This window comes from Nostoc sp. (genome assembly GCF_036917275.1).
Classification (GTDB): Bacteria; Cyanobacteriota; Cyanobacteriia; order Cyanobacteriales; family Nostocaceae; genus Nostoc.
Window position 1 is genome coordinate 19,246 of record NZ_JBALDF010000075.1, and the last position, 13,506, is coordinate 32,751.

The window sequence follows — 13,506 nt, forward strand, 5'->3', positions numbered from 1 at the left end:
ATTACTTCCTAAATAAGCATTTTGGCTCCAATTACCTAGCAAAGTTATCTTGGTATATCGGTCTAAAATACCTAGCTTATCCGCTATTTTGATTAGGATGAGCAGAGGTTATTTTTCACTGCCTATACCTGTAGTTTCTACTATAGCCAACAATATTATTTTTAGAGATTAATCATGGTTTCAATGGATGAATCACCCCTACCTAATATTTTGGGATTTTTATCATTAGCTAGTTATATATTCACATTAATTCCCACAATTATAAGAATTGTTTTTCCGCAAACTAAAGAGACTGGAATTCCCCAATGGCTGCTCAAACACCGCAGGAGCATCGGTATTATTGCTTTCTTTTTGGCTTTAGGTCATGGTTTCCTAATGGTTCAAAAGAGAAACTTTGATTTTTTGGACATCAAGACATTTTGGATATATATCCAGGGTATAAGCACCTTCATGATTTTTACACTTCTGTCTATAACTTCTAATAATTGGAGTGTAAAAAAGCTGAAAAAGAACTGGAAGCAATTACATAAACTCACTTATATAGCTATGGTTCTTTTGATTTGGCATATCTGGGATAAAATGTCAGGTCACTGGACGTATTTAACACCGATTAGCCTTGTTATTACTACCATAATCACAATTTTATTTATCATCAGACTTTGGATTGAACACCAGGGTAAGCAACAAAAAATTGCAAATAAAGTAACGAAAGCAGATTTAGGATAAAAAAACACTAAGTAGTTTCATTAGTACAACATGGCGGAAGTAACTAATTAGTTGAAAAAGTTAAAACAAGCTTTCTTTTCTTCTAGCTTCTGTTTTCTTGGACTATTTGTCACCAAAATTATGTAAATGGAGAGTCCCTCTGTAGTGTCAAACCCAATTGTTAAGAAAATTACAGTAGTACTGGCAATTACATCTACAGCAACCTTGGTTGGGTTTAGCTCTTATCGTTTACCATTAGCGTTCGAGATGGTTACACCTGGCGTTATCTCCTTACCAATCATTCAACCTTATCAAACCCTTAAAGGACATTCAGCATGGATTTATGCGATCGCTATCAGTCCTGATGGTAATACTTTAGCTAGTGGTAGCTATAATGGCACGATCAAGATTTGGAATCTGCACACTGGCAAATTACTCCACACTTTTAAAGGTCATGCTGATGCAGTTGTATCCTTGGCGATTAGCCCTGATCACCGTATACTCGCTAGTGGCAGCTGGGATAATCGAATTAAACTGTGGAATCTGGAAACAGGAACTCTCATCCGTACCCTTAATGGGCATAAAGACGATGTAGAAGCAATTGCGATCAGTGCCAATGGAAAATTGCTTGCTAGTAGCAGTGCTGACAATACTATTAAGCTCTGGAATCTGGACACAGGCAAAGAACTCTTTACGCTCCCGGATGTGGGCTGGGTAAAGTCTGTTGCTTTTAGCCCCGATAGCCAGAAGTTAGCCAGTGGCAGTAGAGATAACTCCATCAGAATTTGGCAGCTAAGTACTGGCACTCCGACACTCATACAGACTTTCACAGGGCATTCCCAAGAAGTATGTTCTGTCGCCTTTAGTCCTGATGGGGAAACCCTTGCCAGTGGCAGTAGGGATAAAACCATCAAACTGTGGCGTCTGGGCGATGGCAAATTGTTGCACACTCTAGCGGGGCATTCCCAAGCCGTATGGTCTGTTGCCTTTAGTCCTAATGGACAGACCTTAGCCAGTAGTAGTTATGACACAACAATCAAGCTCTGGCATCTAGCTACTGGCAAACTCCTTGCTAATTTTGCCGGACATACCAAGTCTGTATGGTCTGTTGCCTTTAGTCCTAATGGGCAAACCCTAGTAAGTGGCAGTGGTGACGAAACCATCAAACTTTGGTCTATACCCCGCGATCGTACTGCTTACACTCAAACACTTGAAAAAATGAAACACAATCAAAGATATTTAACCCCAGTGACATCAAGCCTTCACAAATGGCATTTGTAGCTACGCAGATGCATTGCACCTCTAGGGATTAACAAACAATCATCGATATATTCTGATTCGGCAACGTCACTTTTTGGAACTAATTAGTTAACTATTCAGAAACTCCCTAAAAGCTGATAGCGTCAAACAAAGGAAAGACATCGTTGTGGACCTTCGAGCTTGAAAACGCGTTCTAATTACTGGCAACTTCTGCCTTATATCCGACTCCAGTGGCAAACCATCACCAAGGGACTTATTGGCATCTTGGGATACGTACTGGCGACGTTAGTGTTGATTAATCTCGCCGGTAAATTGGCAATTCCCTTTGCACAAGGTAATGTAGTAGCGATCGCTCAAATAACTGGCAGCTGTGCCTTAGTCTTTCTTGTCAGAGGCTTGTTTCAGTCTATACAAGATATGTACATGGCGAAAGCTGCTTTAAGAGTTGCTTTTCATCTCCGCCAGCAAGTCTACGCCCATCTTCAAAAGTTAAATCTCAGCTATTTTGAAACAGCAAAAGCAGGTGATTTATCTTACCGCCTCACCGAAGATGTTGACCGGGTTGGCGAAGTTGTAAATAAAGTATTTCACGACTTTATCCCTTGTATTTTGCAGTTGCTAGCAATTCCAATTTACATGGTTTACTTGAATTGGCAACTGACACTAGCGACGGTGTTAATTGCGCCACTGATGGGTATTTTAGTCGGCTGGTTTGGTGAACGGTTACGCAAGTATTCTTTAAAAAGTCAAAATCGCGTATCAGGTTTATCAGCCATCCTCGCGGAAGTTTTCAACGGTATTCGTTTGGTACAGGCTTTTGCTGCCGAAAATTACGAAATCGCCCGCTTTGGCCATGAAGCAGAACGCAGTCTCAAAGCCAAATACTCAGCCGAACAGCTAAAAGCGATTCAGATTCCGATTGTGGGATTTCTGGAAGCCTTAAGTGCGTTATCGTTACTGATTGTGGGAGCGTGGCAAATTTCCCAAAATAACTTGACAGTGGCGAATTTTTTCAGTTATCTGGCGGCGGCGGCGTTGTTAATTGATCCCATTGGTCATACTACTAACAACTACAACGAATTTAAGCAGGGTGAAGCATCTGTTGACCGCGTTTTTGAATTGATGGCGATTCAGCCGACGGTGATTGAAAAGATAAATGCGATCGCTCTTTCCCCAGTCAACGGCAAAGTAGAATATCGTCATATTTCTTTTGCTTATAAGCCAGGTGAACCCGTATTAAAAGATATCAGTTTATTCGTATCGCCAGGGGAAGCGATCGCTCTTGTGGGTGCTTCTGGTGCTGGTAAAACTACATTTGTGAATCTTCTTCCCCGTTTTTATGACCCCGAAGTTGGTCAAATATTGATTGACGGTGTTGATATTCGGGATGTGAAGCTGCATAGTCTGCGGCGACAAATTGGGATTGTTCCTCAAGAAACCATCATGTTTTCAGGAACAATTGCCCAAAATATCGCTTTTGGACAAGATGTTTTTGAAATGAAAGCAGTTACAGAGGCAGCGAAAATTGCTAATGCCCATCAGTTTATTAGCAAACTGCCAGAAGGTTATCAAACTTGGGTGGGTGAACGTGGGGTAAACTTATCTGGTGGACAAAGACAAAGAATTGCGATCGCTCGTGCTGTTCTGCTCAATCCCCAAATTTTGATTCTCGATGAGGCGACATCAGCATTAGATTCTGAGTCAGAAGGACTGGTACAGGAAGCACTGGAAAGATTGATGCAAAACCGCACAGTGTTTATTATTGCTCACCGTTTATCGACCGTGAGAAGGTGCGATCGTATTTTAGTTCTTGAACAGGGACAAATTGTCGAATCGGGAACCCATGAAGAATTATTAGCCTTAGAACGTCGCTATGCGCGGTCCTATGCCCAGCAGTTTAGTTAGCCAGAAGAAGAGGTAGGGGGAGAAACAAATTCTTTGTTTTGTACCCCAGTCCCCTTGCTTCTTTATATGTCTATTTCCTAGACTGAATTACCTTGATTAACTCATAAAAAGGTTGCCAATTATCTTCCTGAGCAATTGATTCCCAAATAGATTCAATCACAGGTCTTAATAATACCGTTTGCGGATTATGAACAGCTAGAGTTTGAGCAATTACATCGATGCGATCGTACTCCAAATCATTCAAAATTTGATGATATAGTATGCACCAATCATCAAAAATTCCTGACGCACCCGGTACTGGTATAATATCTGAACTGTTCATCACAAAACCTGGTTCATCTCGCCATTTAGATGAAAAAGTACGAGCCATCTCATAAAAGAATTGGTGATAACCAACTTGGCTCTCTTTCAAGAATTCAATCGTTAGATTCAAGAGTTCCTCATTTCCTGAATGTAGCAAATCCTCAAATCCCAACTTTTTCAACATCAAAGAACTGTACTCAGCTTCATAATATTCGCCAAACTTAACTAATCCAGCTTCCATTTCACCTTTATCAATAATCGCCTTTAAAGGTTCTTGGAGCATTTGCAGATTCAGCTGGCAAATACTTGGTTGATTACCGTAACAGTAGCGTCCAGAATAGTCAAAGTATGCAGCTATAAAGTAGGGATTATAACTAGGGATAAACGCGTAAGGGCCATAATCAAAACTTTCTCCGGTAATTGACATATTGTCAGTATTCAGGACTGCATGACAAAAGCCAGCAGCCATCCACTGCGCTGCTAATTCTGCAACTCGTTTCACTAATTCGGCGTAAAACAAGGCATATTTATCTTGTTCAGCACTTAAGTGAGGATAATACTGCTCAATTACGTGGTCTAACAGCTTCTTAGTTAAATCTGGACGCTGGAAATAGTGCAGTCGCTCAAAAGTGCCAAACCGAATATGAGAACTGCTCATTCTGACCATCACAGCTGAACGGGTAGGCGAAGGTTCATCGCCTCGCCAGAGTGGTAAACCTGTTTCAATCATGCTTAGACAGCGCGAGGTACGTACACCCAAGTAATGCAGTGCTTCCGCAGCCAGAACTTCCCGCATCCCACCTTTGAGCGTGAGCATACCATCGCCACCACGGGAGTAAGGCGTTCTCCCAGAACCTTTCGTACCAAAATCGTACAATTCCCCATCATTGGCTCGTACTTGCCCGTAGAGAAAGCCTCTACCATCACCCAACTGTCCGTTATATTCACCAAATTGATAGCCGTGGTAACGCAGTGCCAACAAGGGTTTACGCCCCTGAAATTTTCCAAAGGCTGTGATAAAATCTTCGTCTTTGACTAGTTGGGGGTCTAAACCTAAACGGGGCAGTAGTGCATCGTTACGCCAACGCAGGAGGTGTTGTGGAAATTCCGCTGCTGCAACCTCATCATAGTAGTCATCGCCTAGAGATTCCAAGGCGCTTTCGTAGTTGAGGGAGAGAAAAGGATTGTTAGAATTCTTGTAGTTTGGAGTTTCAGCCAGAGTCATTACGAGCAAAGCTTAATTCATTCTTCCCTTAATACTACCTCTGGCTTCAAACATCAGCATAGACGCAAAAAGCGACCCATATCTAAAATATGGCAGCGCCACCATCAAAATCTGGAGCGCATAATGGATAAAGTTTTACAATTCAAAAAAAAGTTGACTCAATTAGCTATTTTAGACGCTACATTTGAGGTTTTTGGCTCACAATCACACCAATATCAATTTAAACCTCGCTTGATTAATAAAGATATTCAAGTGTTTGAATCCAGATACAATATTACGCTACCAAGTGAATATCGAAACTTTCTCTTAGAAGTTGGTAATGGTGGTGCGGGGCCAGGATACGGCTTATCGGGACTGTCGGGAATTGAATATGAAGATGTCATCCTAGAAAAACTATACCACGAGAACTACGAAATTCTCTCTAAACCATTTCCTTTTACAGAAGCATGGAATGATTTGGATATGATTGTCAAGAATAATACAGGTTTGATTATTAACAATGATGCCTACTTCGATGATAAATTCATCCAGGGCACTCTTCCCATTACAAATTATGGTTGTGGAATTTATGGGATGTTAGTTATTACCGGGGAGCAGTCAGGAAAAATATGGATAGATGACCGGACTAATGATAATGGAATATATGCTGCTTCTTTGAGTTTTTGTCATGCTTTCCATAACGCTGACCCTGATGAAAATCATTCAAATAGCGATGAAGATAAGCCTTTGAGTTTTTTTGATTGGTATGAAGACTGGCTCAACCGAAGTTTGGATCAAATCCGCCAGTCTTCCGAAACTTAACTTTAATTAAATAAAACTGATTTTTTACTTTTTAATTGGTTGTGGTGTTGATGGAGTAGCTCCTACTGAGTTTGATGTTGGTTGTGATGGCTGTGAAGATAGAATTTGTTTTACTTGCAGGTTATAAGTTTGCAAAACTGATTGAACTTGTTTCTGTTGATCTTGATTCAGATTCAAAGATGTTAACACTGTTCTGACTCTCTGACGGGATTGCAATGCTGCTTTAAATTTAGTAGTTTGGGACGGGTTTAATAAAGCCTCAATATCCTTATCTCTTTGCTGGCGAGCTACTTGGATTTGCTGGCGCTGTTGGTTTGTGAGTTTGATTCGCTGGTGTGATGCAGGACTAGTCTGAGTTGTTAAAGCTGGTGTAGGGACGGAACTTGGAACTGGTGCTGCTAAGACAACTGCATGTAAGATTGTAGCAAAGGCGAAGATAGTAGAAAAGACAGATAAGCGCTTTATAGAATTAATGGACACTTTGAAAAACTCCTCAATTATTTAATAAAATTGGACACATCGGCTAAAACTAACCTTGGTGATTGAGCCGGAGAGTGAACAAACATTACTATTGCATTCGCTTGTGGAGTTGTTGTGTATTTATTATGGATTTACGATGAAATTATAAATATTGCCAAATGATGTCTCGAATTTGTTAATTAACTGTATATAAATAAACATAATACCCAAATCCACTTCTTAGTGTTTTATCTTTCAGTAAGTTGAGCTAATTAAAACAGACTAAATAACCAAAATTATCAGGATGTCGGTTAATAAAATTCAATCGCCAAGGAGAAGACTCGGCTAACTCACTAGAAACTTTAATTTATTTACACCTAGCTACTTATTTGTTTAGAAAAATAGCTGGTTAAAATTTAGGTGTTTGCCAGTTAGTGTTTGTCAGACTTGTGAGAATATGATCTTCCCATTGCCCATTAATTAACAAATAGTCTTTAGCATATCCTTCAATGACAAAGCCTAGTCTTTTAAGTACATTGCCACTACGCCGATTGTGAGGCATATAATTAGCCATGACTCGGTGAAAATTTAACTCTTGAAATAAATATTCAGTTGCGGCTTTTAGCCCTTCTGTCATGTATCCTTTACCTTGTTTACTTTCAGCAAGGCTATATCCCACATAGCAAAAATGAGCGGCTCCTCTGATAAAATTACTAAAATTGATAGTTCCGATAATTATAGTGGGATTTTTTTTGGTAAAAATAAATAGCTTTAACGATTGACCATTAATAAATTCCAGAAAACTATTCTCTATCTGATATTGCCAATATTCTTCAGTGAAAAAACCATCAGCCCAAAGAGGGTAAAATGGAGTCAGATAAGTTTTATTATGAATAAAGTATTTGAGAATTAGGGGTATATCTTCATGGATAGCCGCTCGTAAGAACAGGCGATCGCTTGTAATTAATGGCAGTTCTGATATCATAAACTACTTAATCGACGGGATCTCTTTCCAGAAACATTCTCGCTAATTTTGTAAATTCTCTCATACCTGCGGTTTAACAACAGTGAGATTAGCTGTATTATTATGTACCAAATGGGATGAGCAGTGGTGTAAGTATAGGTCTTTTGCCAAAAACGCCATCCTTTTGCTTTACTTGCAGGTGAGTATTTTTGCTGGTAATCTGCCATTCAACCAAAATCTTGATAAGCTGATGTCTAATATCTAGAGCGGAAGGACTGAGAGCCAATGGGTGATAAAGCATAGTGCGCGGCATAACTTCGATAAAATCGCTTTGCCCAAACGCTGTACCGCAGGAGATTCTACCAAAGGATAGCTCAAAATTTAACCCAGTTTACAAGAAGGATAGTGATGTGGTGGGAATACGCTACGATTGGCAGGAATTAGAGATTCGGGCGATATACAACACGCCATTGCTAGAGCTTATTTATCAAGCTGCTAGCGTGCATCGCCAATATCATGACCCAACAAAAATACAAGTTTGTAAACTCATATCGATTAAAACCGGAGGTTGTCCAGAAGATTGTAGTTACTGTGCTCAATCTTCCCGCTATAAAACAGAGGTAAAGGCGCAAGCACTCCTAGAAAAGGAAACGGTAGTTAACATCGCCCAGAAAGCTAAAGAAACTGGTGTTAGTCGCATTTGTATGGGTGCTGCTTGGCGGGAAGTGCGGGATAACTCACAATTTGAGGAAGTCCTGGAAATGGTCAAGGATGTAACCGCAATGGGTTTAGAAGTGTGCTGCACTCTGGGTATGTTGACAGCAAATCAGGCTAGGAAATTGGAAGAAGCCGGACTTTACGCCTACAACCATAATTTAGATACCTCGCAGGAATATTACAGCACAATTATTACCACGAGGACATATAGCGATCGCTTGAACACAATTGAAAATGTCCGTCAGACAAATGTTACTGTATGTTCCGGCGGTATCCTGGGTTTAGGCGAAACTGTTGATGACCGGGTTGGGATGTTACAAACTTTGGCAAACTTACATCCGCATCCAGAGTCTGTGCCAATTAATATTCTCTCACAAGTACCAGGGACACCCTTAGAAAATCAGCCTGATGTCCCCATTTGGGATATTGTGCGAATGATTGCCACAGCCAGGATTTTAATGCCAGCTTCCGATGTGCGTCTTAGTGCTGGTAGGGCTAGGCTTTCTCAAGTTGAACAAGCTTTCTGCTTTATGGCAGGAGCCAATTCTATCTTTTCTAGCGATGATAACAAGATGTTAACGGTGACAACTCCCTGTCCAGATTACGATACTGACCGAGAAATGCTGAATTTACTTGGTTTGGGAATGCGCCCACCTTCTCAAAGACAGGAAAAGGTAGCAAGTCCGGCTGTTGTGGGATAAATATCTTCTTGTGGGATGGGTGTCTCACCTGTACCTGACTTAGGGCAGGCAAGATGCTTACCCCACAAGAGTCTTAGTTAAATTATTTTGGCAGTCCGCAGACCGAAGAACAGAGCAAGAGCCAAACCAAAGAACAAAGCTAAAAAGCCGATGTAAGCTGCAATTGCAAACATTTATTTTTCTCCACAATACTTCCTAAATCTATTGAATCATTAGTTGTTGGGCATTGGGCATTGGGCATGGGTTATTCCCCTTGTCTCCATTGTCCCCCTCATCTCCCCACTTCTCACTTCCAGATTGCGATACAATACAGCCCACGGGCGCTTGTTTGGGGTTGGGCAATGACTTCTGTAATTAATGTGAATTTACCAGAGCAGTCTTATGAGATTGCGATACCTGCGGTAAGCTACGCTAACGCACCTTCGAGTTTAGATCAACTAGGTCAACAGATGGCCAGTCTCAAGCTAGGCAAGAAGGTATTGCTAGTTTCTAATCCGACGATTTTAAAACATTATGGGGAAAGAGCCATCGCATCCCTCACATCTGCTGGATTTGAAGTTGCTAGCTGCACCCTACCACCTGGGGAACGCTATAAAACCCTCAATTCCATCCAAAAACTTTACGATATCGCTTTGGAAAACCGCCTAGAACGTTCTTCTACGATGGTAGCTTTGGGCGGAGGTGTAATTGGCGATATGACTGGCTTTGCTGCCGCAACTTGGCTGCGCGGCATTAATGTTGTCCAAGTGCCTACCACTCTCTTGGCGATGGTAGATTCGGCAATTGGTGGCAAAACTGGCGTGAATCATCCCCACGGCAAAAACTTGATTGGGGCATTCCATCAACCACGTCTAGTATTAATTGAGCCAGATGTGTTAAAAACTCTTCCTATGCGCGAGTTTCGGGCCGGGATGGCAGAAGTTATTAAGTACGGTGTGATTTGGGATGCCGAATTATTTGCCCAGTTGGAAGCAAGTAAACGCCTCGACCAACTCCGCTATGTAAAACCTGAATTAATAAATTACATATTAACGCACTCTTGTCAAGCTAAAGCCGACGTTGTTAGCAAAGATGAAAAAGAAGGGGGATTACGGGCAATTCTCAACTACGGACATACCATCGGTCATGCAGTGGAAAGCTTGACTGGTTATCGGCTAGTGAATCACGGTGAAGCGGTAGCCATTGGCATGGTAGCAGCCGGTCAAATTGCTGTGGAATTGGGAATGTGGCAAAATGTTGACACTGAACGTCAAAATGCTTTAATTCAAAAAACTGGTTTACCGACTCAGTTACCAACTGGGGTAGATATTGAAGAAATTATTCAAGCGTTGCAGTTAGATAAAAAAGTCAAAGCCGGGAAAGTGCGGTTTGTTTTACCAACAGAGATTGGTGTAGTGACAGTTACCGATGAAGTGCCATCGGATATTATTCGGCAAGTGTTGCGGGGAATGTGAACAATTTGAAGAAGAATTCAGGAGTCAGACTGCGGTCTAAATGATAAGTCTTTAGCCAGACTTGATATTACTCGAAGTTTACAGTTCAGAATTTGAGTTTTATAGGGATGAAAGCCTACCCTATTTTAGTTCCCAGGCTGCTACCCAGGAACTAGAATAACCTTGCTGAAATTAAGCGTTAGAAAACATTGTAAGCATTACTAATAGAACAACTAATGCACTGATCCAAAGGGCTAACGATCCCCAACTAACTGAATCTTTTTGTACTCTTTGCCAGAAATTGGCGACTAAATTATTCCGAATTGCCATTTTATAACCTCCAATTTTTATGAAACTTGTACTGACTCAATGCAGGCTTGATGCATTGAGTAAAAAAGTTCATCCTTGGGGATATCAGTCTTGATTTGCTGATTCCCAAAAATTAACCAACAGAGATTTAAATTAATCCGTGCAGCAATTGCTAATGCACATGTCTCAATGCATTACTGATCTAGAAAACAAAAATTTACAAAAACACATTTGTTGATGCTTAACTTGATTTTCCCATACGTAAGTGTTTACACTCCCAAATTTGGTGATTTTGAGAGAATTCTTAATGTTGTGTTAATCAAGGATAAAATTTAGTGTTTTTCAAATCCCAAACTACGTAAATAGTGAGTCTGTTTCACTTTCACTTGCGATTTCTTTAGACTTGAAAATAGAGACAATTAGGACTTACGCACACTCTACGAATTCTCGGCGCTCTTGGCGTCTTGGCGGTTCGATAAATTAAGCTTTTTGGTAATTTTTGCGTAAGTCCTAACAATAATAAAACTTACGCATTGGACATAAGTACTACACGCAATTCGGGTATTTCAGCCACGTTTAATACTGAGCGATGTCTACGACGGGCTATGCCTACGCAAATATGCGAATAAATCTTTTTTCTGCGAAGCGTCTGAAACGACCAAATACCATTATCCACATTATGGTTAATTTGTACAGTAGCCCTTTCAAGGTGGGTAAAAATGTTAGTCGAAAAACCTCTTTTTAACTTCTTACCTCTGTGTTTTCTGTGCCTCTGTAGTTAAATAAATTACTTTTAAACCGCAGAGTCACAGAGAGCGCTGAGAAAAAATAAGAGATTTTACGAGTCACCTTGAAAGGGCTAGTCCTAGAGTTTTAAAGAGTTTTTGCGTAAGTACCATCATAATCTTTGCAAAAATACAAGTCCCAACAATTGCAAACGGCTTGGCAAAAGTGACCAAAGCCAAGTATCGATATTCTTGATAACCACTGCTAAAGTTGATACAGCATACAATTATGATGTTATAAGTGTAAAACTTAAATCTGTAGGAAGTGCAATCAAAATTAGGTCAATAAATCAGGATTTTCAAGTCAATATTATGGAGCCAATTCAGCCACAACAGCGCCGCGCCGCTGATCAAGTGTTTCAACAATCCCTCGATCAGTTCGAGGATATTTTACAAGAAAGTTCAACTGAGGAAGAAGAAATCCCACAACTGCCGCAACTGGATACTAGTAGTCTCAGTGAAGTCGAAGCTCAAGACTTGATAAATATTGATTTAGCGGCTCTTGAGGACGCAGTTGCTGATATTGAACAATATCTCGAAGAAATAACAAAAACAAAATAGGGGTAAAAAGTTAAAATTCATTACTGACAAATCATTTGCCGCCGAGCTTCGTACAACATTAAAGCGGCTGCGATCGCCACATTCAATGATTCCACCCCAGGACTCAGAGGAATTTTTACTTGCTTGTCTGCGATCGCTGCCAAATCTGCTGACAATCCAGCACCTTCATTTCCTAGTAAAATTAGACTGGGTTTTCGCCAGTCTACCTCCCAATAAGTTAAAGTCGCACTGGGTAAGGTTGCCACTACCTGCATTCCTGCCTGCTGACTTTGTTGGACTGTCGCTTTTAAATCTTCTGTTACCGCCGTTTCTAGGCGAAACCATTGCCCTGCTGAAGCCCGGAGAACTTTGGGGCTATCTAAATCTACACTATCTCCACTTATCCACAACCCAGATGCTCCAGCGGCAGCAGCAGTGCGGATCATCGTACCCAGATTTCCCGGATCTTGCACCGTTTCTAAAGCTAGCACTAAACCAGTCAATGGTAGTTGAGTTTGGCGTTGGCTTCGTTTTGCCGTTGCCACCACACCATCCGGTTGGACTGTAGTAGCGATCGCATTTAATACTTCCTCGCTCACAATTTCGGTGCGATCGCTTTTACTACAAGCTTGTGACCACAGTGAGGAGTGGGCTGCTTGCCAATCTGAAGTACAACATACTGTTTCTAGCGGGTAATTAACCGCGCAAGCTTCCTCTAACAGGTGCGTCCCTTCTAGTAAAAATAACTGTTGCTTGTGCCGCTCTTTGGTGGAGTGGAGTTTGCGAATTTGCTTGACTAGGGAATTTTGTAAACTGGTCAACACGATTTTGAATTTTGGATTTTAGATTTTGGATTTTTGATTAATCTAAAAGACGCTCGTAGACTCTCTAACGCTGCGCTATCGGCAATCTAAAATCCAAAATTAATATGCGGAACCCGGGACTTGAACCCGGAAGCCTTGCGGCACTAGAACCTGAATCTAGCGCGTCTGCCATTCCGCCAGTTCCGCTGGCAATTATCTTTATTGACAATTTCTTACTATTGCGTATTTTTTTACCTTTGTCAAGTGAAAACATCACACTTTCTTAAAAATCAAAATCTCAACCTGGAAACGAGTTTTTCAGGGGATAGGTTGGGATAAAAATATTAACTGAGCAGTACAGCATTAATTTTTAGAGAACACTTAAGTTATTTTACTGAGTATTTAATTTTGCTTAAGCTTACTAATTATTAGTTCTTTTTTATTAAATTTTTCAAAAGCTCAAAAAGCTTGCTATTGCTTGTTATCAGCCCTAATCTTTCACCAAAAAAACAATTTTTTCATCCAAGATGTTGTCCTAAAATGTGGACAAATTGAATCTTTACTGTAGAATCAAAACCAACTTCAAGCATATAAAA

The 13,506-nt window shown here is 40.7% G+C and carries 13 protein-coding genes and 1 tRNA gene; 7 read left to right on the plus strand and 7 right to left on the minus strand.

Annotated elements, in window-relative coordinates; translation table 11 throughout:
• The first annotated feature begins 174 nt into the window (after positions 1-174).
• The 3 genes from V7K35_RS29120 to V7K35_RS29130 all read left to right on the plus strand — a co-directional run bounded on the left by V7K35_RS29120 (position 175) and on the right by V7K35_RS29130 (position 3,870).
• Positions 175-726, plus strand: coding sequence for a ferric reductase-like transmembrane domain-containing protein (locus tag V7K35_RS29120; RefSeq protein WP_335083909.1), 552 nt, complete (start codon positions 175-177; stop codon positions 724-726).
• Between the two features lie 144 nt (positions 727-870).
• A complete protein-coding gene (locus V7K35_RS29125) occupies positions 871-1,986 on the plus strand; it encodes a WD40 repeat domain-containing protein (RefSeq protein WP_335083911.1) in 1,116 nt (371 codons plus the stop codon).
• Between the two features lie 159 nt (positions 1,987-2,145).
• Positions 2,146-3,870: an ABC transporter ATP-binding protein gene (locus V7K35_RS29130; RefSeq protein ID WP_335083914.1), complete on the plus strand. Its 1,725-nt coding sequence runs from the start codon at positions 2,146-2,148 to the stop codon at positions 3,868-3,870.
• A gap of 70 nt (positions 3,871-3,940) precedes the next feature.
• On the opposite strand, the gene V7K35_RS29135 is transcribed toward V7K35_RS29130, so the two are convergent.
• Positions 3,941-5,398 (minus strand): protein adenylyltransferase SelO, encoded by a 1,458-nt coding sequence (locus V7K35_RS29135; RefSeq protein WP_335083915.1) that lies wholly within the window; start codon positions 5,396-5,398, stop codon positions 3,941-3,943.
• A 123-nt stretch (positions 5,399-5,521) separates the two neighbouring features.
• Here V7K35_RS29135 and V7K35_RS29140 point away from each other — a divergent pair, with 123 nt between their 5' ends.
• On the plus strand, positions 5,522-6,199 hold the full coding sequence (locus V7K35_RS29140) for an SMI1/KNR4 family protein (protein ID WP_335083916.1): 678 nt from the start codon (positions 5,522-5,524) through the stop codon (positions 6,197-6,199).
• A 24-nt stretch (positions 6,200-6,223) separates the two neighbouring features.
• Here the strand turns inward: V7K35_RS29140 and V7K35_RS29145 are convergent, their stop codons facing one another.
• The 3 genes from V7K35_RS29145 to V7K35_RS29155 all read right to left on the minus strand — a co-directional run bounded on the left by V7K35_RS29145 (position 6,224) and on the right by V7K35_RS29155 (position 7,935).
• A complete protein-coding gene (locus V7K35_RS29145; protein ID WP_335083917.1) occupies positions 6,224-6,679 on the minus strand; it encodes a hypothetical protein in 456 nt (151 codons plus the stop codon).
• A 388-nt stretch (positions 6,680-7,067) separates the two neighbouring features.
• Positions 7,068-7,643 carry a GNAT family N-acetyltransferase gene (locus V7K35_RS29150; RefSeq protein ID WP_335083919.1) on the minus strand — a complete coding sequence of 192 codons (576 nt, stop codon included), beginning with the start codon at positions 7,641-7,643 and terminating at the stop codon, positions 7,068-7,070.
• Positions 7,644-7,743: 100 nt separating this feature from the next.
• On the minus strand, positions 7,744-7,935 hold the full coding sequence (locus V7K35_RS29155) for a hypothetical protein (RefSeq protein ID WP_335083921.1): 192 nt from the start codon (positions 7,933-7,935) through the stop codon (positions 7,744-7,746).
• Between the two features lie 97 nt (positions 7,936-8,032).
• On the opposite strand from V7K35_RS29155, the gene bioB reads away from it, so the two are divergent.
• Positions 8,033-9,040, plus strand: coding sequence for a biotin synthase BioB (gene bioB, locus V7K35_RS29160; protein ID WP_335083943.1), 1,008 nt, complete (start codon positions 8,033-8,035; stop codon positions 9,038-9,040).
• Positions 9,041-9,117: 77 nt separating this feature from the next.
• On the opposite strand, the gene petL is transcribed toward bioB, so the two are convergent.
• Positions 9,118-9,213, minus strand: a complete 96-nt coding sequence (gene petL / locus V7K35_RS29165; protein ID WP_273765714.1) for a cytochrome b6-f complex subunit PetL — start codon at positions 9,211-9,213, stop codon at positions 9,118-9,120.
• 168 nt (positions 9,214-9,381) lie between these two features.
• Between petL and aroB the strand changes: the two genes are divergently transcribed.
• Together aroB and V7K35_RS29175 are read left to right on the plus strand one after the other, a co-directional pair.
• Entirely contained in the window at positions 9,382-10,494 is a 1,113-nt protein-coding gene (gene aroB, locus V7K35_RS29170; protein WP_335083923.1) for a 3-dehydroquinate synthase, read from the plus strand.
• Positions 10,495-11,879: 1,385 nt separating this feature from the next.
• Positions 11,880-12,128, plus strand: a complete 249-nt coding sequence (locus V7K35_RS29175) for a hypothetical protein (RefSeq protein WP_335083925.1) — start codon at positions 11,880-11,882, stop codon at positions 12,126-12,128.
• Between the two features lie 20 nt (positions 12,129-12,148).
• On the opposite strand, the gene V7K35_RS29180 is transcribed toward V7K35_RS29175, so the two are convergent.
• Positions 12,149-12,931, minus strand: a complete 783-nt coding sequence (locus V7K35_RS29180) for a TrmH family RNA methyltransferase (RefSeq protein WP_335083927.1) — start codon at positions 12,929-12,931, stop codon at positions 12,149-12,151.
• Positions 12,932-13,036: 105 nt separating this feature from the next.
• Positions 13,037-13,117 (minus strand) — tRNA-Leu (locus V7K35_RS29185).
• Positions 13,118-13,506 lie beyond the last annotated feature (389 nt).

Coding starts and splice junctions, on each gene's coding strand:
- V7K35_RS29120 (WP_335083909.1), top strand. CDS start 175: ATGGTTTCAATGGATGAATCACCCCTACCTAATATTTTGGGATTTTTA.
- V7K35_RS29135 (WP_335083915.1), bottom strand. CDS start 5,398: ATGACTCTGGCTGAAACTCCAAACTACAAGAATTCTAACAATCCTTTT.
- V7K35_RS29140 (WP_335083916.1), top strand. CDS start 5,522: ATGGATAAAGTTTTACAATTCAAAAAAAAGTTGACTCAATTAGCTATT.
- V7K35_RS29150 (WP_335083919.1), bottom strand. CDS start 7,643: ATGATATCAGAACTGCCATTAATTACAAGCGATCGCCTGTTCTTACGA.
- V7K35_RS29155 (WP_335083921.1), bottom strand. CDS start 7,935: ATGCCGCGCACTATGCTTTATCACCCATTGGCTCTCAGTCCTTCCGCT.
- petL (WP_273765714.1), bottom strand. CDS start 9,213: ATGTTTGCAATTGCAGCTTACATCGGCTTTTTAGCTTTGTTCTTTGGT.
- aroB (WP_335083923.1), top strand. CDS start 9,382: ATGACTTCTGTAATTAATGTGAATTTACCAGAGCAGTCTTATGAGATT.
- V7K35_RS29175 (WP_335083925.1), top strand. CDS start 11,880: ATGGAGCCAATTCAGCCACAACAGCGCCGCGCCGCTGATCAAGTGTTT.